Annotated in this window: 24 protein-coding genes; 13 read left to right on the top strand and 11 right to left on the bottom strand. The window is 71.7% G+C overall.

Going from position 1 to position 24,788, the window contains the following annotated elements:
* The first annotated feature begins 14 nt into the window (after positions 1 to 14).
* Genes EJC51_RS40505 through EJC51_RS40515 form a run of 3 tightly spaced genes read left to right on the top strand, consistent with a single transcriptional unit; the run spans position 15 to position 3,063 of the window.
* On the top strand, positions 15 to 1,373 hold the full coding sequence (locus EJC51_RS40505) for an L-fuconate dehydratase (RefSeq protein ID WP_126275639.1): 1,359 nt from the start codon (positions 15 to 17) through the stop codon (positions 1,371 to 1,373).
* On the top strand, positions 1,370 to 2,125 hold the full coding sequence (locus EJC51_RS40510) for an SDR family NAD(P)-dependent oxidoreductase (RefSeq protein WP_126275640.1): 756 nt from the start codon (positions 1,370 to 1,372) through the stop codon (positions 2,123 to 2,125). The genes EJC51_RS40505 and EJC51_RS40510 overlap by 4 nt, the downstream gene beginning before the upstream one ends.
* Positions 2,122 to 3,063 (top strand): aldo/keto reductase, encoded by a 942-nt coding sequence (locus EJC51_RS40515; protein WP_126275641.1) that lies wholly within the window; start codon positions 2,122 to 2,124, stop codon positions 3,061 to 3,063. Before EJC51_RS40510 ends, EJC51_RS40515 begins: the two co-directional genes overlap by 4 nt.
* 19 nt (positions 3,064 to 3,082) lie before the next feature.
* On the opposite strand, the gene EJC51_RS40520 is transcribed toward EJC51_RS40515, so the two are convergent.
* The gene (locus EJC51_RS40520; RefSeq protein WP_126275642.1) at positions 3,083 to 4,504 is read right to left on the bottom strand and encodes a lipase maturation factor family protein; all 1,422 of its coding nucleotides are present in this window, start codon (positions 4,502 to 4,504) and stop codon (positions 3,083 to 3,085) included.
* 138 nt (positions 4,505 to 4,642) lie between these two features.
* Here EJC51_RS40520 and EJC51_RS40525 point away from each other — a divergent pair, with 138 nt between their 5' ends.
* From EJC51_RS40525 to EJC51_RS40535, 3 genes are all read left to right on the top strand, one after another.
* Positions 4,643 to 5,914: a DUF6777 domain-containing protein gene (locus EJC51_RS40525; RefSeq protein ID WP_126275643.1), complete on the top strand. Its 1,272-nt coding sequence runs from the start codon at positions 4,643 to 4,645 to the stop codon at positions 5,912 to 5,914.
* A 123-nt stretch (positions 5,915 to 6,037) separates the two neighbouring features.
* Complete coding sequence (locus EJC51_RS40530; protein ID WP_126275644.1) at positions 6,038 to 8,125, top strand: SpoIIE family protein phosphatase; 2,088 nt, start codon at positions 6,038 to 6,040, stop codon at positions 8,123 to 8,125.
* Between the two features lie 22 nt (positions 8,126 to 8,147).
* Entirely contained in the window at positions 8,148 to 9,011 is an 864-nt protein-coding gene (locus EJC51_RS40535) for an Fpg/Nei family DNA glycosylase (protein WP_126275645.1), read from the top strand.
* Here EJC51_RS40535 and EJC51_RS40540 read toward each other — a convergent pair.
* The 4 genes from EJC51_RS40540 to EJC51_RS40555 form a co-directional block, all read right to left on the bottom strand.
* Positions 9,004 to 9,873 carry a hypothetical protein gene (locus tag EJC51_RS40540; RefSeq protein ID WP_126275646.1) on the bottom strand — a complete coding sequence of 290 codons (870 nt, stop codon included), beginning with the start codon at positions 9,871 to 9,873 and terminating at the stop codon, positions 9,004 to 9,006. The genes EJC51_RS40535 and EJC51_RS40540 overlap by 8 nt on opposite strands.
* A gap of 75 nt (positions 9,874 to 9,948) precedes the next feature.
* Positions 9,949 to 10,599 carry a zf-HC2 domain-containing protein gene (locus EJC51_RS40545; protein WP_126275647.1) on the bottom strand — a complete coding sequence of 217 codons (651 nt, stop codon included), beginning with the start codon at positions 10,597 to 10,599 and terminating at the stop codon, positions 9,949 to 9,951.
* Positions 10,600 to 10,781: 182 nt separating this feature from the next.
* Positions 10,782 to 11,297 carry a hypothetical protein gene (locus EJC51_RS40550; RefSeq protein WP_126275648.1) on the bottom strand — a complete coding sequence of 172 codons (516 nt, stop codon included), beginning with the start codon at positions 11,295 to 11,297 and terminating at the stop codon, positions 10,782 to 10,784.
* Positions 11,298 to 11,496: 199 nt separating this feature from the next.
* Complete coding sequence (locus tag EJC51_RS40555; RefSeq protein WP_126275649.1) at positions 11,497 to 12,042, bottom strand: sigma-70 family RNA polymerase sigma factor; 546 nt, start codon at positions 12,040 to 12,042, stop codon at positions 11,497 to 11,499.
* A gap of 201 nt (positions 12,043 to 12,243) precedes the next feature.
* On the opposite strand from EJC51_RS40555, the gene EJC51_RS40560 reads away from it, so the two are divergent.
* Positions 12,244 to 13,410 carry a CapA family protein gene (locus tag EJC51_RS40560; RefSeq protein ID WP_126275650.1) on the top strand — a complete coding sequence of 389 codons (1,167 nt, stop codon included), beginning with the start codon at positions 12,244 to 12,246 and terminating at the stop codon, positions 13,408 to 13,410.
* 1 nt (position 13,411) lies between these two features.
* On the opposite strand, the gene EJC51_RS40565 is transcribed toward EJC51_RS40560, so the two are convergent.
* Positions 13,412 to 13,879 carry a MarR family winged helix-turn-helix transcriptional regulator gene (locus EJC51_RS40565; protein ID WP_126275651.1) on the bottom strand — a complete coding sequence of 156 codons (468 nt, stop codon included), beginning with the start codon at positions 13,877 to 13,879 and terminating at the stop codon, positions 13,412 to 13,414.
* Positions 13,880 to 13,951: 72 nt separating this feature from the next.
* On the opposite strand from EJC51_RS40565, the gene EJC51_RS40570 reads away from it, so the two are divergent.
* On the top strand, positions 13,952 to 14,770 hold the full coding sequence (locus EJC51_RS40570) for an alpha/beta fold hydrolase (RefSeq protein WP_126275652.1): 819 nt from the start codon (positions 13,952 to 13,954) through the stop codon (positions 14,768 to 14,770).
* Positions 14,771 to 14,786: 16 nt separating this feature from the next.
* On the opposite strand, the gene EJC51_RS40575 is transcribed toward EJC51_RS40570, so the two are convergent.
* Positions 14,787 to 15,248, bottom strand: coding sequence for a universal stress protein (locus tag EJC51_RS40575; protein ID WP_126275653.1), 462 nt, complete (start codon positions 15,246 to 15,248; stop codon positions 14,787 to 14,789).
* Positions 15,249 to 15,337: 89 nt separating this feature from the next.
* Here EJC51_RS40575 and lysX point away from each other — a divergent pair, with 89 nt between their 5' ends.
* Both lysX and EJC51_RS40585 read left to right on the top strand, forming a co-directional pair.
* Positions 15,338 to 18,604, top strand: a complete 3,267-nt coding sequence (lysX, locus tag EJC51_RS40580; protein WP_126275654.1) for a bifunctional lysylphosphatidylglycerol synthetase/lysine--tRNA ligase LysX — start codon at positions 15,338 to 15,340, stop codon at positions 18,602 to 18,604.
* Positions 18,605 to 18,693: 89 nt separating this feature from the next.
* Positions 18,694 to 19,542 carry a polysaccharide deacetylase family protein gene (locus EJC51_RS40585; RefSeq protein ID WP_126275655.1) on the top strand — a complete coding sequence of 283 codons (849 nt, stop codon included), beginning with the start codon at positions 18,694 to 18,696 and terminating at the stop codon, positions 19,540 to 19,542.
* Positions 19,543 to 19,575: 33 nt separating this feature from the next.
* Here the strand turns inward: EJC51_RS40585 and EJC51_RS40590 are convergent, their stop codons facing one another.
* Entirely contained in the window at positions 19,576 to 20,244 is a 669-nt protein-coding gene (locus EJC51_RS40590; RefSeq protein WP_126275656.1) for a class F sortase, read from the bottom strand.
* A 332-nt stretch (positions 20,245 to 20,576) separates the two neighbouring features.
* Between EJC51_RS40590 and EJC51_RS40595 the strand changes: the two genes are divergently transcribed.
* On the top strand, positions 20,577 to 21,074 hold the full coding sequence (locus EJC51_RS40595) for a hypothetical protein (protein WP_126275657.1): 498 nt from the start codon (positions 20,577 to 20,579) through the stop codon (positions 21,072 to 21,074).
* Between the two features lie 102 nt (positions 21,075 to 21,176).
* Here the strand turns inward: EJC51_RS40595 and EJC51_RS40600 are convergent, their stop codons facing one another.
* The 3 genes from EJC51_RS40600 to EJC51_RS49290 form a co-directional block, all read right to left on the bottom strand.
* On the bottom strand, positions 21,177 to 21,713 hold the full coding sequence (locus EJC51_RS40600) for a hypothetical protein (protein WP_059194786.1): 537 nt from the start codon (positions 21,711 to 21,713) through the stop codon (positions 21,177 to 21,179).
* Between the two features lie 200 nt (positions 21,714 to 21,913).
* Complete coding sequence (locus EJC51_RS40605; protein ID WP_126275658.1) at positions 21,914 to 22,678, bottom strand: bestrophin-like domain; 765 nt, start codon at positions 22,676 to 22,678, stop codon at positions 21,914 to 21,916.
* A gap of 16 nt (positions 22,679 to 22,694) precedes the next feature.
* A complete protein-coding gene (locus tag EJC51_RS49290; RefSeq protein ID WP_257041471.1) occupies positions 22,695 to 22,823 on the bottom strand; it encodes a hypothetical protein in 129 nt (42 codons plus the stop codon).
* Between the two features lie 199 nt (positions 22,824 to 23,022).
* On the opposite strand from EJC51_RS49290, the gene EJC51_RS48000 reads away from it, so the two are divergent.
* Together EJC51_RS48000 and EJC51_RS40615 are read left to right on the top strand one after the other, a co-directional pair.
* Entirely contained in the window at positions 23,023 to 23,361 is a 339-nt protein-coding gene (locus EJC51_RS48000; RefSeq protein ID WP_166682954.1) for a hypothetical protein, read from the top strand.
* A 194-nt stretch (positions 23,362 to 23,555) separates the two neighbouring features.
* Positions 23,556 to 24,509 carry an SCO0930 family lipoprotein gene (locus EJC51_RS40615; protein ID WP_126275659.1) on the top strand — a complete coding sequence of 318 codons (954 nt, stop codon included), beginning with the start codon at positions 23,556 to 23,558 and terminating at the stop codon, positions 24,507 to 24,509.
* Positions 24,510 to 24,788: the final 279 nt, after the last annotated feature.

Below are 24,788 nucleotides of genomic sequence, written 5' to 3' on the forward strand. Positions count from 1 at the left end.
CCGAAAGGCCCTCAGTGTCACCGACCCCCGGCCCCCCTGCTCGCATCACCGCGCTCGAGACCCACGACATCCGTTTCCCGACCTCGCGCGAGCTCGACGGCTCCGACGCGATGAACCCGGACCCCGACTACTCGGCCGCGTACGTCGTGCTGCGCACCGACGCCGGTGACGGGCACGAGGGGCACGGTTTCAGCTTCACCATCGGGCGGGGCAACGAGGTCCAGGTGGCCGCCATCCAGGCCCTGCGGCACCACGTGGTCGGACGGTCCGTCGAGGAGCTGTGCGCCGACCCCGGGACCCTGAACCGCGACCTGATCGGCGACAGCCAACTGCGCTGGCTCGGTCCCGAGAAGGGCGTGATGCACATGGCGATCGGCGCGGTCGTCAACGCCGTGTGGGACCTCGCCGCCAAACGCGCGGAGAAACCCCTGTGGCGGCTGCTCGCCGACGCCGAACCGGAGTGGCTGGTCCGCCAGATCGACTTCCGGTACCTCACGGACGCCCTCACACCGGAGGAGGCGCTCCAGATCCTGCGCCGGGGGAGGACGGGCGCGGAGGAACGTATCGGCACGCTGCTGGAACGCGGCTACCCCGCCTACACCACCTCCCCGGGCTGGCTCGGCTACGACGACGCCAAGCTCACCCGCCTCGCCGCCGAGGCCGTCGCCGACGGCTTCCGGCAGATCAAACTGAAGGTCGGCGCCGACCTCGACGACGACCTGCGGCGCTGCCGGGTCGCCCGCGCCGTCGTCGGCCCCGGCATCCGCATCGCGATCGACGCCAACCAGCGCTGGGACGTCGCCGAGGCCGTCCGCTGGACCAAGGCCCTCGCCGAGTTCGACCCGTACTGGATCGAGGAACCCACCAGCCCCGACGACGTCCTCGGCCACGCGGCGATCCGCAAGGCCGTCGCCCCGGTCAAGGTCGCCACCGGCGAACACGTCCAGAACCGGGTCGTCTTCAAGCAGCTCCTCCAGGCGGGCGCCGTCGACGTCGTCCAGATCGACGCCGCCCGCGTCGGCGGCGTCCCCGAGAACCTCGCGATTTTGCTGCTCGCCGCCAAGTTCGGCGTGCCGGTCTGCCCGCACGCGGGCGGCGTGGGCCTGTGCGAACTCGTCCAGCACCTGTCGATGTTCGACTACGTCGCCGTCACCGGCACCACCGAGGACCGTGTCATCGAGTACGTCGATCATCTGCACGACCACTTCCTCGACCCCGTGGTGATCAGCGAGGGTCACTACACGGCCCCCACCGCGCCGGGCTTCTCGGCCGCCATGCGGCCCGAGTCGATCGCGCGCTACACGTTCCCGGACGGCGCCTTCTGGGCAGAAGATCTCGCCGGCGAACCGAACACGAAGGGACACGCGGCATGACCGACTTCGAGGGTCTCAAGGCCCTGGTGACCGGCGGCGCCTCCGGCATCGGCCGGGCCACCGCGGAACTCCTGGCCGCGCGCGGCGCCCAGGTCGCCGTCCTCGACCTCGACCCGTCGCCCGTGACCAAGCCCCTGCTCGGGTTCCGGGCCGACATCAGCGACGACGCCTCCGTCCGCGAGGCGGTCGCCGCCGCCGTCGCCGAGCTCGGCGGCCTCGACGTCCTGGTCAACAACGCGGGGATCGGCGCCCAGGGCACCGTCGAGGACAACGACGACGCCGAATGGCACCGCGTCCTGGACGTGAACGTCGTCGGCATGGTCCGGGTGACCCGCGCCGCCCTCCCGCATCTGCGCCGGTCGTCCCACGCGGCGATCGTCAACACCGGCTCCATCGCCGTCACCGCGGGCCTCCCGCAACGCGCCCTCTACAGCGCGACCAAGGGCGCGGTGTACTCACTGACCCTCGCCATGGCCGCCGACCACGTCCGCGAGGGCATCCGCGTCAACTGCGTCAACCCCGGCACGGCGGACACCCCGTGGATCGGCCGCCTCCTCGACAAGGCCCCGGACCCCGCGGCCGAGCGCGCCGCCCTGGAGGCCCGCCAGCCCATCGGCCGCCTCGTCTCCGCCGACGAGGTCGCCGGTGCCATCGCCTACTTGGCGAGCCCCCTCTCCGGCGCCACCACAGGCACCTCCCTCGCCGTCGACGGCGGCGTGCAGGGCCTGCGACTGCGTCCGGTGGGCCGGTGAGGACCCCGCGCGGGCTCGGCTTCGGAGGCGCCGGCCTGGGCAACCTCTTCTCGGAGGTCCCCGAGGAGCAGGCGCACGCGGCCGTGACCGCCGCCTGGGACCGCGGCATCCGCTACTACGACACCGCACCCCACTACGGCCTCGGCCTGTCCGAACGCCGCCTCGGCGCGGCCTTGCGCGAGCACCCGCGCGACGCGTACCTGATCTCGACCAAGGTGGGCCGCCGCCTGGAACCGTCGGCCGACGGCGGCGACGATCTGGCGGACGGCTTCGCCGTCCCCGCCACCCACCGCCGCGTCTGGGACTTCACCGAGGACGGCATCCGACGCACGCTCGACGCCAGCCTCGAACGTCTCGGCCTCGACCGCGTCGACCTCGTCTATCTGCACGACCCCGACGACCACGCCGAGCAGGCCTTCCGCGAGGGCTACCCGGCCCTGGAGAAGCTCCGCGCCGAGGGCGTCGTGGGCGCGATAGGCGCCGGCATGAACCAGGCAGGGATGCTCACCCGCTTCGTCCGTGACACGGACGTCGACGTGGTGCTGTGCGCCGGCCGCTACACCCTGCTCGATCAGAGCGCGGCCACCGAGTTGCTCCCCGCCGCGCTCGCCAACGGCACCTCCGTCGTCGTCGGCGGTGCCTTCAACTCCGGTCTGCTGGCGGACCCGAAACCCGGGGCGACGTACAACTACACCCAGGTGCCCGAGGAGGTGCTGCACCGCGCGCTGCGCATGAAGGAGGTCGCCGAGCGGCACGGCATCACCCTGCGCGCCGCCGCCCTGGCCTTCTGCGCCGCCCACCCCGCCGTCACGAGTGTGCTGATCGGGGCCCGCTCGGCGGCCGAAGTCCACGACGGCGCCGACCAGTTCGCGACCCCGGTACCGGACGCCTTCTGGCAGGAGCTGCGGGAGACGGGACTGCTGGCGGAGCCGTCCTGAGCATCGCCCTGAAACGCCTCTACGACCGCTGAGCCACCCCCGCCAGCCGAGTCGGCGGCAGATACTCCCGCACGTACGTCCGCTCCCAGCACGCGCCCGTCTCCCGCAGCTCACGCCAACTCGTGTACCGGTAGCGGAAGAGGCGGGCGCGGACATAGCGGGGCGGGGCGTCGGGCGGGAACGGGGAGCGGCGGAGCAGCTTCAGGGTGTCGCGGTCGCTCTCCAGCAGCCGCTCCACGAAGGTCCCGAACCACGACCCCGCGTAGCCGGGCGACAGGGCCGCGAACCACATCAGCCAGTCCAGCCGCAGGTGGTACGGGGCGAACTGGCGTGGCCAGCGCCGTGGGTCCCCGGGCTTGCCCTTGAACTCGTACTCCCGCCAGTCCGAGTCCGCCCGCGGCACGTCGTCGGCCGTGCCCTCGACCACCACCTCGTAGCGGATGCGGCTGACGCTGCCGAACGCGCCGTAGGTGTTGACCAGATGGAGCGGGTCGAAGGAGCGGTTCATGATCTGGCGGCGGGAGACCATGTTCGTCACCGGGTGGTAGCTGAGGTACACGAGCAGCGCCGCGACGGCCAGGACGACGATCTCGTACCAGAGCGGCGCGTCGGGCGTCGGCGGGGCGTCGTACGGGAACTCCACCGCGGACAGGGCCAGCACGATGGTGATCCAGTTCAGCCAGGAGAAGTTGCCCGACAGGACCAGCCACAGCTGGGTGACGACCATCAGCACGGCGGCGGCCGTGGCCACCGGCTGCGGGGTGAAGAGGAGGACGGGGACGACGAGTTGGGTGATGTGGTTCGCGGCCACCTCGACCCGGTGCAGCGGGCGCGGGAGATGGTGGAAGAACCAGCTCAGCGGGCCCGGCATCGGCTGGGTCTCGTGATGGTGGTCCAGGCACGTCAGCTTCCGCCAGCACGCGTCCCCGCGCATCTTGATCAGCCCTGCCCCGCACTCCACCCGGAACAGGATCCAGCGCAGCAGGAACAGCACGACGACCGGCGGCGCCACGTCGTCGTTGCCCAGGAAGACGGCCAGGAAGCCGACTTCGAGCAGCAGCGACTCCCAGCCGAACGCGTACCAGGTCTGGCCGACGTTGACGATCGACAGGTACAGCAGCCAGGGCAGCAGCCACAGCAGCATGCCCGCCCCCAACGGGAGTCGGGAGTCCAGGCCGGCGAGCAGGGCCGCCGACACCGCGCAGCCCGTCCACGCGCAGGCGGCGAAGAAGCGGTCGGAGTAGTGGAGATGGAACAGGCTCGGGGCCGCCTTGAAGGGCATCCGCTCGACGTAGCGGGGGATCGGCAGCATCCCGCGTGAGCCGAGCAGTGCGCGGAACTGGAGGGCCGCGGTGAGGAACGCGACGAGATACACGCCGGCCAGAGCCCGCTGGAAGACCAGCCGACTCAGCCAGTAGTCGGATGCGGTGAACCAGTCCACGGCCAGGTGCTCCTCCCTGCCATTGTCGCGCGGGAAGCCTAGGTCACTCTCCGTGTACCGCACCTCCGCTTGCGTAACCCAAGTGAGTGAAGCAAACAATGGTGACGAACTGCCCGGCATGTGAGGCGGGAGACCACGGTGCGTACCTTCACCGGAACCTTCGTCACGTCCTGCGCGCTCTCGGCGGCGCTGATCGTCGCCGGCTGCGCAGGCGGCAACGACACCCAGGCGAGCGGGGAACTCTTCCTCCAGCCCGTCGCGGCCCAGGGGCCCGACCCCTTCACCGCGTCCACGGCGACCGCGACGGCCACCCCCACGTCCGTCACCCGAACGCAGCAACCGCAGCAAGCACAGCAACCACAGCGGTCGGGCGTCCGGGCCGTCTCCGGCGCCACACCCGGCCTCTACGGCGGCACCGCGCGCACCGGCAGCTGTGACGTGAACCGGCAGATCGCGCACCTGGCCGCCGACCCGGCCAAGGGGCGCGCCTTCGCGCAGGTCGCGGGCGTCGCGCAGGCCTCGATCCCCACCTATCTGCGCTCCCTCACCTCGGTCGTGCTGCGCGCGGACACCCGCGTCACCAACCACGGCTACCGGGCCGGACAGGCCACCAGCTTCCCGGCCGTCCTCCAGACCGGCACCGCCGTCCTCGTCGACAACCGGGGCGTACCGCGGGTCCGTTGCGCCTGCGGCAACCCGCTGACGCCCTCGGCGGTGCGCAGCTCGAACCCCGGGACCAAGGGGCAGTCCTGGTCCGGCTACCGGCCCGACCGGGTGATCGTGGTGACCCCCGCGCCCCAGGCCGCCACCCACATCACGATCCTCGACGTCGTCGACCACACCTGGATCGAGCGGCGCTGCGGCCACGACGTACGCCATGACCACGTCGTACCCCGGCCCGAGCCGGTGACCCCGACGCCACCCCCGACAACCAGCGCCTCGACGACCGGGCCGAGCGTGAGCCTGACGCCCGACAGGAGCGAGGACCACGCCTCCCCTTCCGACGAACAGCGCCTGACGCCCGACTGCGTCACCGCGACCGTCACTGTCACCCCCGGCACGCCCGCCACCGCGCCCCCCGGCCCGCAGGACCCCGCCACCGCGACTCCCGGCACACCCGTCACCGCGCCCCCCGGCCCGCAGGACCCCGCCTCCGCCTGCCCCGCCGCCACCGTCACGGCGCCGCCCCCGACGACCGCGCCGGAGACCCAGACCGTCCCCGGTGTGCCCTCGGCCGCGCAGCCCACGGACACCGGGCAGGACATCGGCCCCGAGACCGTCCCGGACACCCCCGACCTGCCCGACGGCGGGGGGCTCATCCCGGACAGCCCCGACGAGCCGACCGGGGCCGACGAGCCCGCCGCCACCGACAGCATCTTCGACAGCCCCACGGACGTGTTCGGAGACTGATCGCCCGGGGCGTCGGAGGCTGATCGCCCGGGGCGTCGGAGGCTGATCGCCCGCGGTGCCCCACGGACCGTCCTCAGTCAGCCCCCAGTCGAAGAATCGGACAAATCCTGGCAAGGTGGGCCCATGGTTGATCGGGGAGCGAGCGCCCTGTCACTCCCGGACGACTGGCCCGCCCACCCGGACCCGATTCTGGCGCTCAACCGCATGGGCAGCTTCGACTGGGACCTGGACACCGGTCTGTTCCACATGGACGCGCAGGCCCACGAGGTCTTCGACCTGCGCCCCGACGAATACGACGGCCACCCCGAGACCCTCGCGATCCGGGTCCCGGCGCCCGAGGGCTACCGGCTGGACACCCTGGTCTCCCAGGCGATGAAGGACGGCAGCGAGAACTACGGCACCTACTTCCGCATCCGCTGCCGCGACGGCTCGCTGCGCTGGACCCACACCCAGGGCTACATCCGGCGTGACGAGACGGGCCGCCCGCGCCGGATCGTCGGCATCGTCCGCGACGCCACCCAGGAACTCGACGACCTCGCCGCCCGCCGCGAACAGGCCAGCCAGGACGCCGCCCGCCAGGAGCAGACCAACGTCGTCCAGCTCACCACGGCCGCCCTCGCCTACGCCCGCTCGGTCGACGACGTCATCGAGGTCCTCAAGGACACCCACGGCCTCACCCACCTGGGCGCCACCAGCCTGGTCATGGGCCTGGTCGAGGCGGGCCGCATCCGGCTGATCGCCGAGGGCCCCGCGGGCAGCTTCGTGCCCGGCACCGACGTCACGGGCATCGACGAGCAGTACCCGATGAGCGAGGTCGTACGGACCCTGACCCCGCGCTTCATCGAGTCACCCGAGGAGTTCGCCGAGCGCTACCCGCTGCTGTGGCCGCACCTCACCGGCCTGAACATCACCGCCGCCGCCTACCTGCCGCTGATCGCGCAGGCCAGACCGATCGGCGCGATGGGCCTGCTCTACAGCGACCGGGGCGGCTTCTCGCCCGAGGACCGCAACGTCCTGGTCGCCCTCGTCAGCAGCATCGCGCAGAGCCTGCAACGCGCCATGTTCTACGAGCAGGAGAAGGACCTCGCCACCGGACTCCAGCAGGCCATGCTGCCGCGCACCATCCCCAGCGTGCGCGGCGCCGACGTCGCCGTCCGCTACCGCGCCGGCTCCGCCGCGGGCTCCCTCGGCCGGGACATCGGGGGCGACTGGTACGACCTCATCCCGCTGCCCGGCGGCCGGGTCGGCGCGGTCATCGGCGACGTCCAGGGCCATGACACCCACGCCGCCGCCGTCATGGGCCAGCTGCGGATCGTGCTGCGCGCCTACGCCGCCGAGGGCCACACGCCCGCCACCGTCATGGCCCGCGCCTCCGTCTTCCTCCACGAACTGGACACCGACCGCTTCGCGACCTGCCTCTACGCCGAGGCCGACCTCGCCACCGGGGTCGTCCAGGTCGTCCGGGCCGGCCACATCGACCCGCTGGTGCGCCAGGCCGACGGCAGCTGCCGCCGGGTCCCCGTCGAGGGCGGGCTGCCGCTGGGCCTGTCCGCCGAGTTCGGCAGCCTCGAATACCCCGTCGCCACCATCGAACTCGACCCCGGCAACACCCTGCTGCTCTGCACCGACGGCCTGGTCGAACAGCCCGGCGCCGACCTCGACGACGGCATGCAGACCCTCACCGCGCTCATCGGCTCCGGCCCCGCCGACGTGCGCGACCTCGCCGACAAGCTCATCGACGTGGCCGAGGAGCGCGGCGGCGACGACGACGTCGCCCTGCTCCTGCTGCGCCGCCGGGGCCTGGACGCCCCCCAGTCCGGCGGACGGCTCCAGCAGCACGTCGCCCCCGGCGACCCGGAGGCGCTGGCCGAGGCCCGGCACATGATCCGCGCCGCCGTCCGGGCCTGGGGCTCGGGCGACCGGGCCGACGAGATCGAGCTGGTCGCCGACGAGATGATCACCAACGCCCTCATGCACACCGAGGGCTCCGCCATCGTCACCTTGCGGGTTCTGGCCGGTTCCGAACGCCGGCTGCGGGTCGAGGTCGAGGACTCCTCCAGCGCCCTGCCGCGCCGCCGGGAGGCGGGCGAGTCGGGGGTGTCCGGACGCGGTCTGCTCCTGGTCGACCTGCTCACGGACGTGTGGGGTGTGGAGGCGCGGGGCGGCGGCAAGTGCGTGTGGTGCGAGTTCGTCGTCCCGGGACGCGCGTGACGGGGGATGGCACCCTGGACGTATGCCGGAACTCCCCGAGGTGGAAGCGCTCAAGGACTTCCTCACCGAGCACCTGGTCGGCCACGAGATCGTCCGGGTGCTGCCCGTCGCGATCAGTGTCCTGAAGACGTACGATCCACCGCTCGCCGCCCTGGAAGGCCGCGAGGTCACCGCGGTGCGCCGGCACGGCAAGTTCCTCGACCTGGTCACGGACGGCGGCCCGCACTTCGTCACCCACCTGGCCCGCGCGGGCTGGCTGCACTGGAAGGACGAGCTGCCCAGCGGCATGCCCCGCCCCGGCAAGGGCCCCCTCGCCCTGCGGGTGGCCCTGGAGACCGGCGCCGGGTTCGACCTGACGGAGGCCGGGACGCAGAAGCGCCTCGCCGTGTACGTCGTCCACGACCCCCAGGAGGTCCCGGGCGTGGCCCGGCTCGGCCCCGACCCGCTCGCCGACGACTTCGACGAGGCGCGCCTCGCGGGACTCCTGGCGACCGAACGGCGCCGGCTCAAGGGCGCCCTGCGCGACCAGAGCCTCATCGCGGGGGTCGGCAACGCCTACAGCGACGAGATCCTGCACGCGGCGAAGATGTCCCCGTTCAAACTCGCCGCGTCCCTCACCCCCGAGGAGACGGCCCGCCTCTACGCGGCCCTGCGCGACACGCTCACCGAGGCCGTCGCACGCTCGCACGGTGTGGCCGCCGGGCGCCTGAAGGCGGAGAAGAAGAGCGGCCTGCGCGTCCACGGCCGCACCGGCGAGCCGTGCCCGGTGTGCGGCGACACCATCCGCGAGGTCTCCTTCAGCGACTCCTCGCTCCAGTACTGCCCCACCTGCCAGACCGGCGGCAAGCCGCTCGCGGACCGCAGGATGTCGCGGCTGCTCAAGTAGTGGGGACGCGGCGCTGGGCGACCGGCGCGCCCGTGAAGGCGTCCAGCAGGACCCGGTCGCCGAGCTTCCGCTTCAGCTTCACCGTGACCTTCTGGAACAGCAACTGGGCGGTGCAGTCACCGTCGCTCGCCCCGACGATCGACCCCGACAGCACCACGCTGCCGGCCGTCTCCCGTACCGCCACGGCGGCCCCGTCGTCGCAGGCGCCGTGCCCCGCGAGGACCGTGACGGACCGGCCGTCCCGGCCGACCTCGACCAGCTGCTGGAGTTCCATCAGATCGTCCGTGGCGTTCCCGAGCGGCTCGATGGGTGACTCCGGCAGGACCGAGGGCTCCAACGCGACGCGTTTGAGCGGGGTGTCGTAACCGTCCAGGGTGAACAGCCAGGCCGGTACGGTGGCCGGTCCCCGGCTGGTGACGAGGGTCGCCTTGCCGAGCTTCACCGCCGTCACGGTCAGATGCGGTCCGTCGTCGCCACCGCGGGCGACACTGTCGTACGCCTTCCGCGCGTCCACCAGCGGCAGGCTGAGCGAACTCCCGCTCTCCCACTCGACCTTGCCCTTCTCCGGTGAGCCGGTGGGCAGTTCGGCGTCCAGGACGTAGTTCCCGGCGGCGTACGCCATCTTGTCGTCCTCGTTGCGGAAGGCGTGCTCGGGGAGTTGGACGACGTCCGACAGCGGGTAGTACCCCGCGCGCCACACCTCGGCGGCCTTCGAACCGTCCCACGCGGCGGCCACCTCACGTGCGCGGTCCCCGGGCTCGGCGGACCGGGCGCCGGTGTCGGCCCGCTCGCTGCCGCACCCGGCCGCGAACAGGGCGAGTGGTACGAGGACGGCGGCGGTTCGCGCGAAGTGTGCACGCATGTGTTCCCCCAGGAGCCGACGGACGGACCGTGTCGCTCCTGAGACGCGGGAAGCGGGCCCCGCGTTCGCGCGGGCTCAGCGGGACTTCAGCGTCACCAGATGCTCGCCGTCCGAGGAGCGCACCTCGTAGCGGGCGATCTGGTCGGGGTGCAGTGACGACGAGCCCTGCATGGTGAGTTCGCGGGCGTCGTGGCGGGGGACGCTCCAGGTGGTGACGGTCTCCTCGGAGCCGTTCGTGCCGACGATGACCAGACGACAGGTGCGGGGGCCCGCCCCGTCCTTCACCTTCAGCTCCAGCTGGCTGCCCGAGGTGTAGTCCTCGGCGGTCACCTGTGCCCAGACGCCGGACCGCGCGTCGGTCGCGTCGATCCGCACGGCGCTCTCGCCGCCGCCCGCGAGGACCACGAGCCCCGGTCCGGCCACCGCGAAGGCGACGGTGGCCGCGACCGCGCAGAGAAAGCGCCGGCGTCCGGCCCGGTGCCGTGCCCCGACCTCCGAGAGCAGCCGGTCCAGCAGCCGCGGGCCCGGCTGGGTCATCGGGTGCACGAACTGCGGCGTGGAACGCCGGTACAGCAGCAACTGCCGGGTGATCGGGCCGAACTCGGTGACGTCCGCGGCGCACCTCGGGCATTCCATGAGGTGGTCCTCGAAACGGAACGCGTCCGCCTCGTCCAGCACGCCGAGCGCGTACGCGGCGACGTCGCGATGCCTCTCCTGGGACCTCATGCGGAATCCTCGTGCCGTTGGGTGCGGGTGGGGTTACTCCTTGCTCCCACCGGTACGCACCGGACCGCCGAATCACTCAAGCCCCAGACAGAATCGCAACCAAGGGATTCGGAGCGGCCGGGTACGAGGATTGGTCCCGTTCGAAAAAAGTCCGGGACGGATTGAACGCGGGCAGGGTGTGGCTAGAAAAGGTGGATGGCCAGATGCCCCAGCGGCAGTCCCAGCTGCCAGGCCGGCGTCCACACCTTCGGGCCCTCGTCCTCGCCGATCACCGGGCCGCCGCCCGGTACCGCGTTGAGATCGGGGGCGAGCAGCTCGGTCTCCTGGAGCCAGCGCCAGGCCGCCTCCGCGAGGTCCAGATCAGGCGCGGGCCCGCCGCGGTCGTGGGCCTCGGCCGTGAGCCGCGCCATGCGGTCACGGACCCAGTCCTGCCAGGGCTGGTCGTACGCCGTCAGCGACAGCCACGTCTCCAGCTGGGAGACGACCCGGATGCCGGACAGCTCGCCGTCGGTGTCGGACAGGAAAATGGTCAGCGCGAGGGCGTCCCGGCCCGCGCGGAACTCGAAGGACGTCGGCGGCATGAGATCGCCGGTCCGCAGCAGCTCGTCGGCGATGTACTCGGCGTACAACCAGGCCATGGGGACGGTGAGTTCACCGCCGCCGGCGCCGTCCGTGCTCTCTTGACCTCTGTGCAGCATCCCTTCCTGCCTTCCTCCGGTGCGTGCGCGTCGCCCGTCGCCGGGCCTGGGGGCCTGGCGCAGGATTCCCACCTGCAGCGCGGCGGCTGGTGCGAATCCTGCGCCAGGCCCCCATCCGGGAACACGGATGAAGACAGCCGATTACTCAACCATGGTCCTCAGCAAGGCGCTTTGCGAAGGCTTTGCTTCACCATGAGTTTCATCGCAGGTCGGCCGCGTAGCCCGGAAGGACTCGGCGCAGGGCGCGCAGCGCGTAGTACGCGCGGGACTTCACGGTACCGGGAGGAATTCCGAGGGTTTCCGCGGCTTCCGCCACACTCGCCCCCTGGAAGTACACGAGCACCAGGACTTCACGGTGCTCCGGAGTGAGTGTCTTCACAGCCTCGCGCACATCGAGGGCCGCGGCGGCCCGCTCGGCGTGATCGGCGCACACCCGCGCGTTCTCCAGGACCGCGTCCCCGACCTCCGCCGGGCGTGCCTGCCGGGCCCGCCGCGCGTCGATCGCGAGCCGCCGTCCCACGGTCAGCAGCCAGGGCCGTACGGAGTCGAAGTCGTCGGCGCGCAGCGCCTCGGGGTGCTGCCAGGCGCGGACGAGGGTCTCCTGGACCAGGTCCTCGGCGCGCTGCCGGTCTCCGTCGCACAGCCGGAGGAGCAGCGCGAAGAGAGGCCGGCCGTGCTCCCGCTGAAGTGCGGCGAGCTCGTGCTCGGCGGTCGTCCCGTTCGTGAGCGTGGTTCCGGCCGTCATGGCCGTATGGCATCGCAGGGTGACGGTGAGGGACAGGGCGTGCGCGCGGATCTGCGGCGGGCGGTCGATCGCGTCGACGAACGGTACGACGAACGGTCCCCTCCGCCTCGCCCAACGGTTGAAATGACCGCCGGTCAGTTTGCGGCTGTGCTCAGCTCCGTACCTATTTGTGGGTAAATATGATCACAGTGGGGTGAGCTGATGATTGCACGCAGTCGACAAGTGGCGCTGGCCCTGACCGCGCTCCTCGCCGCGGGCGCCGCCTGCCAGGCCCAAGGCCACGAGAAACCCGGTCCGCCCGCCCGCAGCGGCCACCCGGCCCCGGCCGCCGGCGCCGCCCGCGGCTTCACGCTCGTCGCCTCCGGCGACGTCCTCCCGCACTCCTCCATCATCGACCGCGCCCGCTTCGACGCGGGCGGCACCGGCTACGACTTCCGCCCGATGCTCTCCGGCGTCGAACCGCTCGTCTCCCGCGCCGATCTGGCGCTGTGTCACATGGAGACCGTCTACGGCGCGAACGGCGACTACACCGGCTATCCCGCCTTCAAGTCCCCGCCCGAGGTCGCGAAGGGTCTCGCCGCCACCGGCTACGACGGCTGCTCCACCGCCTCCAACCACAGCCTCGACGACGGCGCCGACGGCATCCGCCGCACCCTCGACGCCCTCGACCGCGAGGGCGTACGGCACGCCGGGACCGCCCGCACCGAGGACGAGGCGCGCACGGTCACGATCCTGCGCGCGGGCGCCGCGAAGGTCGCCCACCTCTCCTACACCTACGACACCAACGGCTATCCGCTGCCCGCCGGTCAGCCCTGGGCCGTCAACCTCATCGACGAGAACAAGATCGTGAACGACGCGCGGGCCGCCCGGGCGGCCGGTGCCGACGTGGTCGTGGTCTCGGTGCACTGGGGCACGGAGTGGCAGGACGCCCCCGACGACCGCCAGCTCACGCTGGCCCGCTCGCTCACCGCCGCCCGCACCGGCGACCGCCCCGACATCGACCTGATCCTCGGCACCCACGCCCACATCCCGCAGGCCTACGAGAAGGTCAACGGCACCTGGGTGATCTACGGCATGGGCGACCAGATCGCCGGCGAGATGTTCAACTACGAGGGCGCCCAGGACCCGCGCGGCAACCAGTCCACGATCGGCCGCTTCACCTTCGCCCCGCCGACGCGGCCGGGTGGCCGCTGGGAGGTGCGGAAGGCGGAGTTCGTTCCGCAGCTGTTCGACATCGACGCCGGCCGGGTGGTCAACCTCAACAAGGCGATCGAGGGGGGTGCCGAACTGAGCGGCGTGCGCGACCGCATCCGGGAGGTGGTGCTGAGCCGGGGGGCGGCGAAGGACGGGCTGACGATGGGGGAGTAGCTCAGTCCGGGTCGGTGAAGGTCCGGAGCATCTCCTTCAGTACGCGCCTGCACGCCGTGAGCTCGGCCTCGGTCAGGTCCCCGCCGACCTGCCGGTTCAGGGCGTGCTCGCGGGCGAGGATCGCGTCGATCACCGCCTCGCCCTCGGAGGTGATCCGGATCAGTGAGGACCGCTGGTGCGCGGGATTCGGCGTGACCTCCACCCAGGCCTCGGTCACCGCGTCGTTGACCATCCGCTGCACGAACTGCCGGGTCAGCGCCATGATCCGGGCCATCTGGGGCACCGTCATGGGCCCGTAGCGGCGCAGCAGGACGAGGACGGAGCGGACGCCGACGGAGACTCCCTCCTCCTTCTCGGCCTGTTCGAGCTTGCGCAGGCCGCGCCGGTAGAGCGCGCCGATCAGATCGAACACCTCGGAGACACGGTCGCCGAGGTCGTCGGGGGAGAGCGGGGTGTCGTCGTCGTTCACGGAGTCATCATGCACCCGCTCATCATGACAACCCGGTTGTCAAAGTCGCCGAAAGATGACACCTTGGTTGTCATGACAGTTGCTTCGGAACTGAGCTTCTTCCCGTCCACCGACGGCGACCTCGCCTACCGCGACACCGGCAGCGGCGACCTCGTGGTCCTGCTGCACTCCGGCTACGTCGACCACCGCCTCTTCGAGGCCCAGACCCCGGCCCTGGTCGAAGCCGGGTACCGGGTCGTCGCCGCGGACGTCCGCGGTCACGGCTGGTCCGCCAACGCGAGCGAGCCCTTCCGCTGGGCCGACGACCTCGCCTGCCTGCTCAAGCACCTCGACGCCGGTCCCGCGGTCCTGGTCGGTGTGTCGATGGGCGGGGCGATCGCCGGCGACACCGCGATCGAGTACCCGGAACTGGTCCGGGGGGCCGTGCTGAGCGGCGCCTCGGTCAGCGACTTCGAGTACAGCTACGACAAGACCAGGGAGATCGTCGCCGAGTCGGCCCGCACCCTGCACTCGGGCGACATCGAGGCCTGGCTGAAGGTGTTTTTGCGGGCCATGGCGGGCCCCTTCCGCGAGGCGGCGGACACGGACCCCGCCATCCAGGACCGGCTGCGCGAGATGGCCCTGCACACCATCGCCAAGCACACCCCCGGCGAGCGCAACTGGCACGTCCCCATGACCGACACCTGGCCCCGGGTGCGCAAGCTCGACATACCGGTGCTCATGGTCAACGGCGCGCTCGACTCACCGGACCTGATCGCGGACGCGGAACTCTACGCCCACACCGCCCGGAAGGGCCGCTCGGTCATCGTCGAGGGCGCCGCGCACTTCCCGAACCTGGAGAAGCCCGAGGAGTTCAACAGCCTCCTGCTGGACTTCCTCGGCGGCCTCTGAGCCGGCCGGCCGCCGGCTACGGCACCACCGTCACCGGCCACCGCCCGGCCTTGACCAGGCGGACCGCGACCGAGCCGACGATCCGGTGTCCCGCCTGCTCCGAGGCGCCCACCACCACCGCGTCCGCCTTGAGTTCGTCCGCCGCCTTCACCAGGCCGCTGTACGGGTCGCCGCGGAAGGTGTGGAACTCCCAGCGCACGTCGAATATCCCCTTCGTGCGCTCGGTGGCCTCCCTGATCTGGGCGACCAGGTCCTCGGCGATCTCGTCGGTCGTCTCGGCGACCGGCGCGCCCATCGCCGCACCCGCCGCCATCACCGGCCGTACGTACACGACGGCGAGGAGCGCGTGCTGGCGGCGGGCCAGGCCACCGGCATATGCCGCGGCCCGGAGGGAGGAATCGGAGCCGTCCACTCCCACGACGATGACCTTCGGCCCGTCCGTGCCCCGCTCGAACTGGGGCGAGTGCTGTTCCGTCACGGCACGGAGGCTATCGGACGGCACAGGGCCCGCCGCCATGCGGGACCGTCCGACGGGCGAGGTCGCCGGGCAGTTCCTACAGTCGGAACATGACCGCCACCGTCGAGGCCGCTGCGGCGAAGGACACCAGGGGCCCGATACGACGGCCCGGCAGCGGCCACCTCAGCAGGGTCCCGGAAGGCTTCGCCACCTTCTTCGGCGCCCTGGGACTGCTCTGTCTGCTGCTGGCCTTCATTCCGCCGCTGCGCGGACCGCTGCGTCCCGTCGTGCGCTTCCTCGACGTCCTCATCGTCCCGGTCAGCGCCAACCTCGCCTACGCCGTCTTCCTCTTCCTCCTCGCCGGCGCCACGGCCGCCCGCAAACGGGTCGCCTGGTGGCTGGTGGTCGTCTACCTGGGCCTGCTCGTCCTCGTCGACGCGCTGGGTGTGGCCGTCGGCCTGTACGCCGACTCCATCCCGTCCCTGGTGGTGTGCTGCCTGGCCCTCGCCCTGCTCGTCGTCGCCCGCGGCGAGTTCTACGCCGACTCACGCCGGGGCGCGGTCCGCCGGGCCGTCGGGGTGCTGATCCTCGGCCTGGTCCTCGGCATCCTCGTCGGCTGGGGCCTGGTCGAACTCTTCCCCGGCACGCTGCCGCGCGGCCAACGGCTGCTCTGGGCGGCCAACCGGGTCTGCGGCGGCCTGGTCTCCGGCCGCTCCTTCGACGGCGGCCCGCCGCGCGCCCTGTACTTCCTGCTCGGCCTCTTCGGCGCCCTCGCGCTGCTCAACGCCGCCGCCACCCTCTTCCGCTCCCAGCGCATGGAAGCCGCCCTGCACGGCGACGAGGAGGACCGCATCCGCGCCCTGCTGGGGGCCTACGGCGACCGGGACTCCCTCGGCTATTTCGCCACCCGCCGCGACAAGGCCGTCGTCTTCTCCGCCAGCGGCAAGGCCGCCGTCACCTACCGCGTCGAAGCCGGCGTCTGCCTCGCCAGCGGCGACCCCGTCGGCGACCGCGAGGCCTGGCCGCACGCCATCGCCGCCTGGCTCGACGCGGCCCGCCGGCACGGCTGGGCGCCCGCCGCGATGGGCGCCTCCGAGGACGGCGCCAAGGCCTTCGCCCGCGCCGGACTCGGCGCCCTCCAACTCGGCGACGAGGCGATCCTCAACGTCGCCGACTTCGACCTGAACGGCCGCGACATGCGCGTCACCCGGCAGGCCGTGCACCGGGTCCGCCGCACCGGCGCCCACTGCCGCATCCGCCGCCACGCCGCCCTCACCGACGCCGAGATGGAAGAGATCGTCGACAAGGCCGACGCCTGGCGCGACACCGAGACCGAACGCGGCTTCTCCATGGCCCTGGACCGCCTGGGCGACCCGGCCGACGGCGACTGCCTCCTCGTGGAAGCCCTCGGCGAGGACGGCAAACTGCTCGCCCTGCTCTCCTTCGTGCCCTGGGGCGGCGACGGCGTCTCCCTGGACCTGATGCGCCGTGACCGCAGCGCTCCCAACGGCGTCATGGAGTTCATGGTCGCCGAACTGTGCGCCGCAGCGCCGAAACTGGGCGTCCGCCGGATCTCCCTCAACTTCGCCGTCTTCCGCTCGGTCTTCGAGGAGGGCGCCCGCATCGGCGCCGGACCCGTGCTGCGCCTGTGGCGCCGCCTGCTGCTGTTCTTCTCCAAGTGGTGGCAACTGGAGGCCCTGTACCGCTCCAACGCCAAGTACAAGCCCGAGTGGTACCCCCGCTTCATCTGCTACGGCGAGACCGGCGCCCTCGCCCGCATCGGTCTCGCCTCCGGAATCGCCGAGGGCTTCGTCTCCGTACCGTCGCTGCGCAAACTCTGGGGAAAGGGGCACCCGAAGGCCGGGCCGCGGCCGGCCACCACCGAAGGCCTGCCGTCGCTGTCGGCGCTCGGCCTCGCCGGAGGGGACGAGGCCCAGGCCGCCGATCCGGACGCGGGCCTGCCCGAACAGGCCCGCGTCCGCCGCCGCACCCTGGCCCGCCTCAGGGCCGAGGGCATCGACCCCTACCCGGTGGGCATCCCCGCCCGCACCCATGCCCTCGCCGACATCCGCGACGGCGAACACGTCACCGTCGCGGGGCGGATCATGCGGGTGCGGGACTTCGGCGGCATCGTCTTCGTCACGCTGCGCGACTGGTCCGGGGACCACCAACTGGCCCTCACCCAGGACGGCGTGGACCGCTTCAGGTCGGACACCGACATCGGCGACCACATCACCGCCACCGGCACGGCCGGCGCCAGCGACAAGGGCGAACCGACCGTCTTCGTCACCTCCTGGCAGCTCATCGGCAAGTGCCTGCGCCCCCTGCCTGACAAACGCCGCGGCCTCACCGACCCCGAGACCAAGGTCCGCATGCGCTACCTCGACCTCGTCGCCAGTCCCGACGCCCGCGACGTCGTCCGCGCCCGCTCCACCGCCGTACAGGCCCTGCGCCAGGGCCTGTTGGACCGCGGCTACCTGGAGGTCGAGACGCCGATGCTCCAGCAGATCCACGGCGGCGCCAACGCCCGCCCCTTCACCACCCACATCAACGCCTACGACCTCGACCTGTATCTGCGCATCGCCCCCGAGCTGTACCTGAAACGGCTCTGCGTCGGCGGCCTGGAGAAGGTCTTCGAGATGGGCCGCACCTTCCGCAACGAGGGCGTCTCCTACAAGCACAACCCCGAGTTCACGATGCTGGAGGCCTACCAGGCCTTCGCCGACTACGACGTGATGCTCGACCTCACCCGCGAGCTGATCCAGGGCGCCGCGACAGCCGCCTTCGGCACACCCGTCGCCCGCAAGGACGGGCGGGAGTACGACATCTCGGGTCCCTGGCCGGTCAAGACCGTCTACGGCGCGATCTCCGAGGCCCTGGGCGACGAGGTCACCGCCGACACCGAACTCGCCCGGCTGCACCGGCTGTGCGACCGCGCCGGAGTGCCGTACACCCCCGACGACGGCCGCGGCGACGTCGTCCTCGAGATGTACGAACGCCTCGTCGAGGAGAAGACGCAGCTGCCCACCTTCTACAAGGACTTCCCGACCGACGTCTCCCCGCTCACCCGCCAGCACCGGGACGACCCGCGGCTCGCGGAGCGCTGGGACCTCGTCGCCTTCGGCACCGAACTCGGCACCGCCTACTCCGAACTCACCGACCCCGTCGAACAGCGCCGCCGCCTCACCGCGCAGTCGCTGCTCGCCGCCGGCGGAGACCCCGAGGCGATGGAGCTCGACGAGGACTTCCTCGACGCCCTCGAATACGCCATGCCGCCCACCGGCGGGCTCGGCATCGGCGTCGACCGGCTGGTCATGTTCCTCACCGGGCTGACGATCCGGGAGACCCTCCCGTTCCCGCTCGTGCGCCGCCACTGACGGTCCGTCATAGGCCGGGCGGGTGTATTCCTGCCGCCGCACCGGTGCTGTCCTGGTGCGTCGGCCATGGTTGGGGCGACTGATGAGTCATGACGAAGGATCAGTTGCTCACCCGGCTGCTCACCCGACGCCGTGCCCTGCTCGCCGGTGCCGCCGCCGTCGGGGCGGCCGGCACCGCCGGGCTGTTCGCGGCGCTCGGCGGCGAGGACCCGGTCAAGCCCCCGCTCCCGGCCGCGGGCCCCCCGGCCCGCCGCCCGCTCAAGCCCTCCGCCTACCGGCTCCAGCCCCTGACCGGATACGGCCCGCCCCGCACCGCCCCCGGCCGGACCCCGGTCCGCCGCGAACCGCTGCTGCGCGTGCACGGCCGCGGCCGGACCATGGTGCTGACCTTCGACGACGGCCCGGACCCCCGCTACACCCCCGCCGTCCTGGACACCCTCGCCGAGTACGACGTCCGCGCGATGTTCTTCGTCTGCGGCGAGATGGCCGTGAACAACAAGGACCTGCTGGAACGCATGTCCGACGAGGGGCACATCGTCGGCAACCACACCTGGTCCCACCCCCTGCTGACCCGCCTGAGCCGCGGCCGCATCCGCTCCGAGATGGAACGCACCAGCGACGTCATCGAGGAGGCCTACGGCGAACGCCCCCAGTGGTTCCGCGCGCCCTACGGCGCCTGGAACCGCGCCGCCTTCCAGCTCGGCGCCGAACTCGGCATGGAACCCCTCGCCTGGACCGTCGACACCCTCGACTGGACCACCCCAGGCGCCCGCACCATCGAGCGACGCGTCGAGAACGGCGCCGCCCCCGGCGTCGTGGTGCTCTCGCACGACGCCGGGGGCGACCGCTCCCAGAGCGTCCGGGCGCTGCGTGAATACCTGCCGCAACTCCTGGACTCCGGATATCACGTCACCGTCCCGAGACGGCATTACGCATAAGCCGGATCGCCGGCCCGCCCGGTCGGGGAACGCTCAGCGGACCTCGACCAGGCGGGCGAACGCGACGACGTTCCCGGCATAACCGTTCTGCTTCGAGAAACCGCCCCCGCAGGTGATGACCCGCAGTTCGGGAGTGCCCTTGGAGCCGTAGACACGGTCGCCCGGGAAGTTCTGCTTCTCGAAGACCTCGATGCCGTAGATCTCGAAAACGGCCGTCTTCCCGTCCTTGCGCCGCACCTCGACGCGATTTCCCTTCTTCAGCGCACCGAGCCCGTAGAACACGGCGGGGCCCGACTTGTTGTCGACATGGCCCACCACCACGGCGGTGCCCTTCTCACCGGGCGAGACCGCGCCGGTGAACCAGCCGGCCAGGTTCGGGTCCTCCGGCGGCGGCGCGCCCACCCAGCCCTCGGTGTCCAGACCGACGGGCATGACCGGCGCGTCCACCTGGATCGCGGGAATCCGTACCCGCTCGGGCTCGGAGAACGACAGCGGCGCCGCCGACCCGGAGAAGGTCCCGGGCACACGACTGTCCGCCGCAGCCGCCGTCGCCGGCTGCGGCGGACCCACGTCGAACTCTCCCGAACCGTTCCGAATGAGCGCGAGGCCGGTCAGCAGAACAAGCGCTATCACGCCCCAAGGAGCGCGCCTCTTCCGCTGCTCCTCCTCTTCGGCCAGATCGGCCAGCTCGGACGCAGACATTCGCATTCCCCTCTCGACGCGGCCGTCGCCACGTCATTCGCGCATACGAGCACGCTAAGTGCCCGGCCCGGAACCGGCGACGGGGCAAAGGCGAACGGGTGGCCGCCACCGGTGTGGGTGCGCCATCCGAGTTGACGGTCACAGGAAATTTCTGACGGTCCGTGACCTGCGGCAATATCCGATTGTGCGCTTTTCGGTCGGCGTGTCCTCTCACCAGGACGGACCATCGCCGAAATGCGCCCGCGTGCACGGCATCTGAGGGTCTTTCTGGGAGGCGTTTTCTCGCCGATCCACCGGGGACGGTTCCCGGGGCGCCTTCCGCGGAGGATCACATGCGTACTACCCGTGCCCTGGCGGCCGCCGGCGCCGCGATCGCCGCCGTCGGGCTCGCCGCCCCCACGGCCTCGGCCTGGAGCCAGCCCACGAGCGTCAGCGCCGCGCCCAGCGTCATCGCCCGGGGCGGCCAGCTGGTGCTCACCGTCACCGGCGGCTCCGCCTGCACGATGGCCGGCAGCACCATCAGCTCCAACGCCTTCCCGACCACCCAGCTCGTCTCGCAGGGCGGCAACAGCAACACCTCCACCGCGACCGTGACCGTCAACGCGAACGCCAACCCCGGTTCGTACAACGTCACGACCACCTGCGAGGGGCAGACGAAGACGTTCAACGGCGTCTTCACGGTCATCGGAGGCGTCCGCGGCGGTCTCGGCGGCAGCAGCTCCACCGGTGCCACCCCGACCGACATGGCGATCGGCGGCGGGCTCGTCGCGGCGGCCGTCATCGGCGGCGGGCTCTTCTGGATGCGCCGCCGCTCCGAGAAGCGGATCTGATCGCCGTTTCCCGCGCGGACGCGCACCGCACGCACAGGCCTTCGCCCCGGAACCTCTTCCAAGGTCCGGGGCGAAGGCCTGTGCGGTGCCGCCGAGGTGCGGTCAGGCGCCGTCCTCGCCGGTGCGGCGCCGCGAGAAGTGGTACGCCGCCCCGACCGACCCGGCGATGAGCGCCGCGCCCAGTCCGATCTCCTTGAGGTCGAACCCGGCGACACTGCCGCCCTCGCCGGCGTGCACCCCGCGGTCGGGGTACGGGTACGGCGTCGGGTTGGTCGGGGTGGTGCGGCCGGTGGCGATGGTCAGCTCCGTCGAACCGCTCACGCCGTTGCAGGAGAACGTCACCTTGTAGACCGCGCCCGGTTTGGCGTCCCAGTCGACCACCGCCGTCGCCGACGAGCGGTTGCCCGGGATGGTGATCGTGTCGAACACCCCCGAGCTGACGGTCGCGGACCCGGTGCAGCCGCCGCTGTCCCGGTCCAGTTGCAGGGTGACCTGGCCGCCCGCGGCGATCGTGGAGGGCATGACGCTGAAGCCGAACGGCGTGATGTTGCCGCCGCCGGACGCCACGGCGGCCGGAGCGGAGAGGGCGAGGGCGCCTACGCCCAGCAGTGCGGCCGAAGCTACGCGTATCGCGCGCATGGTGAGTCCTCCGGGTCCCCGAGGAGCAGCTGCGGACCTTTTCCGCCTTTGCCGGAAATGCACCTCGATGATCGGAACGCTAGGAAGGTGCGCACACCTGCGCGAACGCTGTCGGGCGAATGGGGCACGGTTGTGGGCCGGTCGGGGGACGCCGACGGCGTGGCGGCGTCCCCGCTGGGTGCCCGTCAGGTGAGGGGCTGTCAGCCCTTGATGTTCGGGAACAGGTTCAGGAACGGTTCTGCGGAAGCCGTGATGCCCCGGCTGTAGGGCGCGTCGAAGTCCCAGATCAGGAAGAGCAGGAAGGCGATCAGGGCGGAGAACAGCCCGGCGAGGATCAGCTCGCGCGGAGTTCTGCGGATCTGGAGGGCCAGGACCATGCCGATGGTGATGACGGCCCCGGTGATCAGCCCGAACCACACCACCCCCGGCATCGTCGCGCCCATCGCGTTGGTCCGGGAGGTGCGCGCCGTGTCGGCCGCGGCCACCTGGTCGACCAGCGGCTGGTAGGCCTGGGCCTCGAAGTCGTTGGCCGGCTCGTAGTCGGTGACGTCCTGGCGGAGCTTCTCCAGCAGCTGGGTGCCGCGCTCGGTGACCTCGCCCTTGTCTGCCATCGTCTTCCACTCGGTGTTCACGACGTGTCCGACATAGGCGTTGACATCCTCCCGAATACGGTCACGGGCGTCGGCCGGGTAGACCCGGACCCGCTCCGAGACCTCGTGCAGGGCGACCGCCTCCGCCTGGACGTGGTCCTGGGCCGCGCTGCGACCCTCCCACACCCCGGCGATGGCCAGGCCCAGGACGATGGCGTACACCACGCCGATCCACATCGTCATGTACTCGATGACGTCCGGGGTCTCGTCGGGGTCCTCGTCTTCCGACGCCGCCCCGTGGCGGACGACGACGATGACGACCACCACGGCACAGGCGGCCAGCATCGCGAGGGTGAGAACAAGCCATTCCGGCAAGGGAGGCCTCCAGGGATCAGCGCGGACGCAGCGCGGCGACGGCGGCGATGGCGGGCACCGCGATGAGCAGGACGAAGGTGAGCGGCGAGGTGCTGTGGTGCGCGGTTCGGTGCGGGGCCGGTGCGTGGTACGCCGGGTAGGTCACCGGAGTCGGGGTCGGGGTCGGGGTCGGAGTCGGTCGCGGGGTCGGTTTCGGCGACGGCTCGGGCGTCGGGGTCGGTGTAGGGGTGGGCGTGGGCGTGGGTGTCGGGCGCGGTGCGGGGGCCGCGGGCTGCGGGGCCGGCGGTGGCGGCGTCGGTTTCGGCGGGGGCTTCGGTGTGGGGGTCGGCTTGGGTGGAGTGGGCGTGGGCGTCGGGGTCGGTTTCGGGGTGGGTGTCGGGGTCGGGGTGAGGGTCGGTGTCGGCGTGGGGCACGGCGGGGGAGTGGGCGTGGGGCACCCCGGCGGGGTGGGCCAGGTCAGGCCGCTGCCGGCGACCGCCACCGCGACCGTGCCGTCCGGACCGGTCGACGCGGACGCGCAGGCGTCGGCCCGCGCGGTGCCGGCCGGTACGCCGACGCACAGCCATGCCAGAGCCAGGGCGGTCAACACCCGTATGGCAGAGGCGTATTGGGCCGGTTCGGGTCGATGCACGACGCAGATCATGAACCCAGAACGCGCCGGCGTGGGCTGGGGTGGCGGGTGATTGCCCCGAAGGAGTGAGCGAGCCGCGCAGGGGTTTGAGGAGGGGTTTTCGTGCCTCGCGGTGGACCGCTGTCACAGCTTCCGGAAAGAAAAATGTGCCCCGGTTGAACACAACAGCCACTTCCGTCCGTACCCATGGTCGTGCGGCAGCGCAGCAGGGCGCTGCAACACCGGTACGAATATGGGGAGTTGACGATGAAGACCTCCTGGCGGAGTGCATCGCTCGTGGCGAGCGCTGCGGCGGTGCTGGCGCTGACGACGGCGTGCGGCCAGGAAGCAGCCCCGTCCGCGAGCAGTCAGAACGTGGGCGCGACGGCCGCGGCGGGTGACTACGGAAACGCGGGTTCCGGCATCGGTTCCGGCATCGGCAACGCCGGTGCGAGCCCCTCGGCGAGCGCCCCGGAGTCCCCGGCCAAGTCCGCGGGCAAGCTGGCCGTGGTCACCAACCCCGAGCTCGGCAAGGTGCTGACCGACAACGCCGGACTCACCCTCTACCGCTTCGACACGGACACCGCCGAGCCGCCGAAGTCCAACTGCGACGGCGACTGCGCGACGACCTGGCCCCCGGTGCCGGCCGACGACGCCTCGGCCGGCGAGGGCATCGACAAGGCGCTGCTCGGCGAGGTCACCCGCGCCGACGGCAGCAAGCAGCTGACGATCGCCGGCTGGCCGGCGTACCGCTACGCGAAGGACGTCAACGCGGGCGATGTCAATGGTCAGGGCGTGGGCGGCAAGTGGTACGCGCTCGCCCCCACCGGCAAGAAGGCCTCGCTGGCCTCGCTGCCCGGACTGTCCACCCGCGAGGACCCCAACCTGGGCGAGATCGTCGTCGACAAGAACGGCATGACGGTCTACCGCTTCCTGAAGGACACCGCCTGGCCCGACCCGATCTCCCGGTGCACCGGGGCCTGCCTGGAGAAGTGGCCGGCCGTCGGCCCCGTCGGGGCGAACGACACCAAGGGTGTCCAGAAGAAGGGCCTGATGAGCTTCACCCGGCCCGACGGGGTCAAGCAGCAGACCATCAACTGCTGGCCCATCTACACCTTCGCCCAGGACAAGGAGCCGGGCGACACCAACGGTCAGGGCGTCGGCGGCACCTGGTACGCCGTCTCGCCCGACGGAAAGCCGGTCGGCGCGCCGAAGCAGTGAGCAGGAAGAAGGGTCGCCCCTCCCGGCCGACCCGAAGGTCAACTCCCCAGGGCTGACCGCCCGACTCCCGTCAGTGACGCATCGCGGAAGGGAGGCGCGAGGATTCAGCGAGAATGCCGGACGAACGGCCGGCGTGCGCGACCCACCGGTCCGCCCCCTGTGACCGCACACAGGGGGCGGACCGGTTTGCCGTGAATCACCGCTTCTGTGGCAACGTCAACTCGGCACGTGCCGCAGGCAGTGACCGGGAACGGACGGTCAATTTCCGTTTCAGCTCGC

This window comes from Streptomyces aquilus (genome assembly GCF_003955715.1).
GTDB classification, from domain to species: Bacteria; Actinomycetota; Actinomycetes; order Streptomycetales; family Streptomycetaceae; genus Streptomyces; species Streptomyces aquilus.

Excerpts from the sequence above, each read along its gene's own strand:
- EJC51_RS40510 (WP_126275640.1), top strand. The coding sequence starts at position 1,370 with ATGACCGACTTCGAGGGTCTCAAGGCCCTGGTGACCGGCGGCGCCTCC.
- EJC51_RS40530 (WP_126275644.1), top strand. The coding sequence starts at position 6,038 with ATGGTTGATCGGGGAGCGAGCGCCCTGTCACTCCCGGACGACTGGCCC.
- EJC51_RS40535 (WP_126275645.1), top strand. The coding sequence starts at position 8,148 with ATGCCGGAACTCCCCGAGGTGGAAGCGCTCAAGGACTTCCTCACCGAG.
- EJC51_RS40540 (WP_126275646.1), bottom strand. The coding sequence starts at position 9,873 with ATGCGTGCACACTTCGCGCGAACCGCCGCCGTCCTCGTACCACTCGCC.
- EJC51_RS40545 (WP_126275647.1), bottom strand. The coding sequence starts at position 10,599 with ATGAGGTCCCAGGAGAGGCATCGCGACGTCGCCGCGTACGCGCTCGGC.
- EJC51_RS40550 (WP_126275648.1), bottom strand. The coding sequence starts at position 11,297 with ATGCTGCACAGAGGTCAAGAGAGCACGGACGGCGCCGGCGGCGGTGAA.
- EJC51_RS40555 (WP_126275649.1), bottom strand. The coding sequence starts at position 12,042 with ATGACGGCCGGAACCACGCTCACGAACGGGACGACCGCCGAGCACGAG.
- EJC51_RS40560 (WP_126275650.1), top strand. The coding sequence starts at position 12,244 with ATGATTGCACGCAGTCGACAAGTGGCGCTGGCCCTGACCGCGCTCCTC.
- EJC51_RS40570 (WP_126275652.1), top strand. The coding sequence starts at position 13,952 with ATGACAGTTGCTTCGGAACTGAGCTTCTTCCCGTCCACCGACGGCGAC.
- lysX (WP_126275654.1), top strand. The coding sequence starts at position 15,338 with ATGACCGCCACCGTCGAGGCCGCTGCGGCGAAGGACACCAGGGGCCCG.
- EJC51_RS40585 (WP_126275655.1), top strand. The coding sequence starts at position 18,694 with ATGACGAAGGATCAGTTGCTCACCCGGCTGCTCACCCGACGCCGTGCC.
- EJC51_RS40590 (WP_126275656.1), bottom strand. The coding sequence starts at position 20,244 with ATGTCTGCGTCCGAGCTGGCCGATCTGGCCGAAGAGGAGGAGCAGCGG.
- EJC51_RS40595 (WP_126275657.1), top strand. The coding sequence starts at position 20,577 with ATGCGTACTACCCGTGCCCTGGCGGCCGCCGGCGCCGCGATCGCCGCC.
- EJC51_RS40600 (WP_059194786.1), bottom strand. The coding sequence starts at position 21,713 with ATGCGCGCGATACGCGTAGCTTCGGCCGCACTGCTGGGCGTAGGCGCC.
- EJC51_RS40615 (WP_126275659.1), top strand. The coding sequence starts at position 23,556 with ATGAAGACCTCCTGGCGGAGTGCATCGCTCGTGGCGAGCGCTGCGGCG.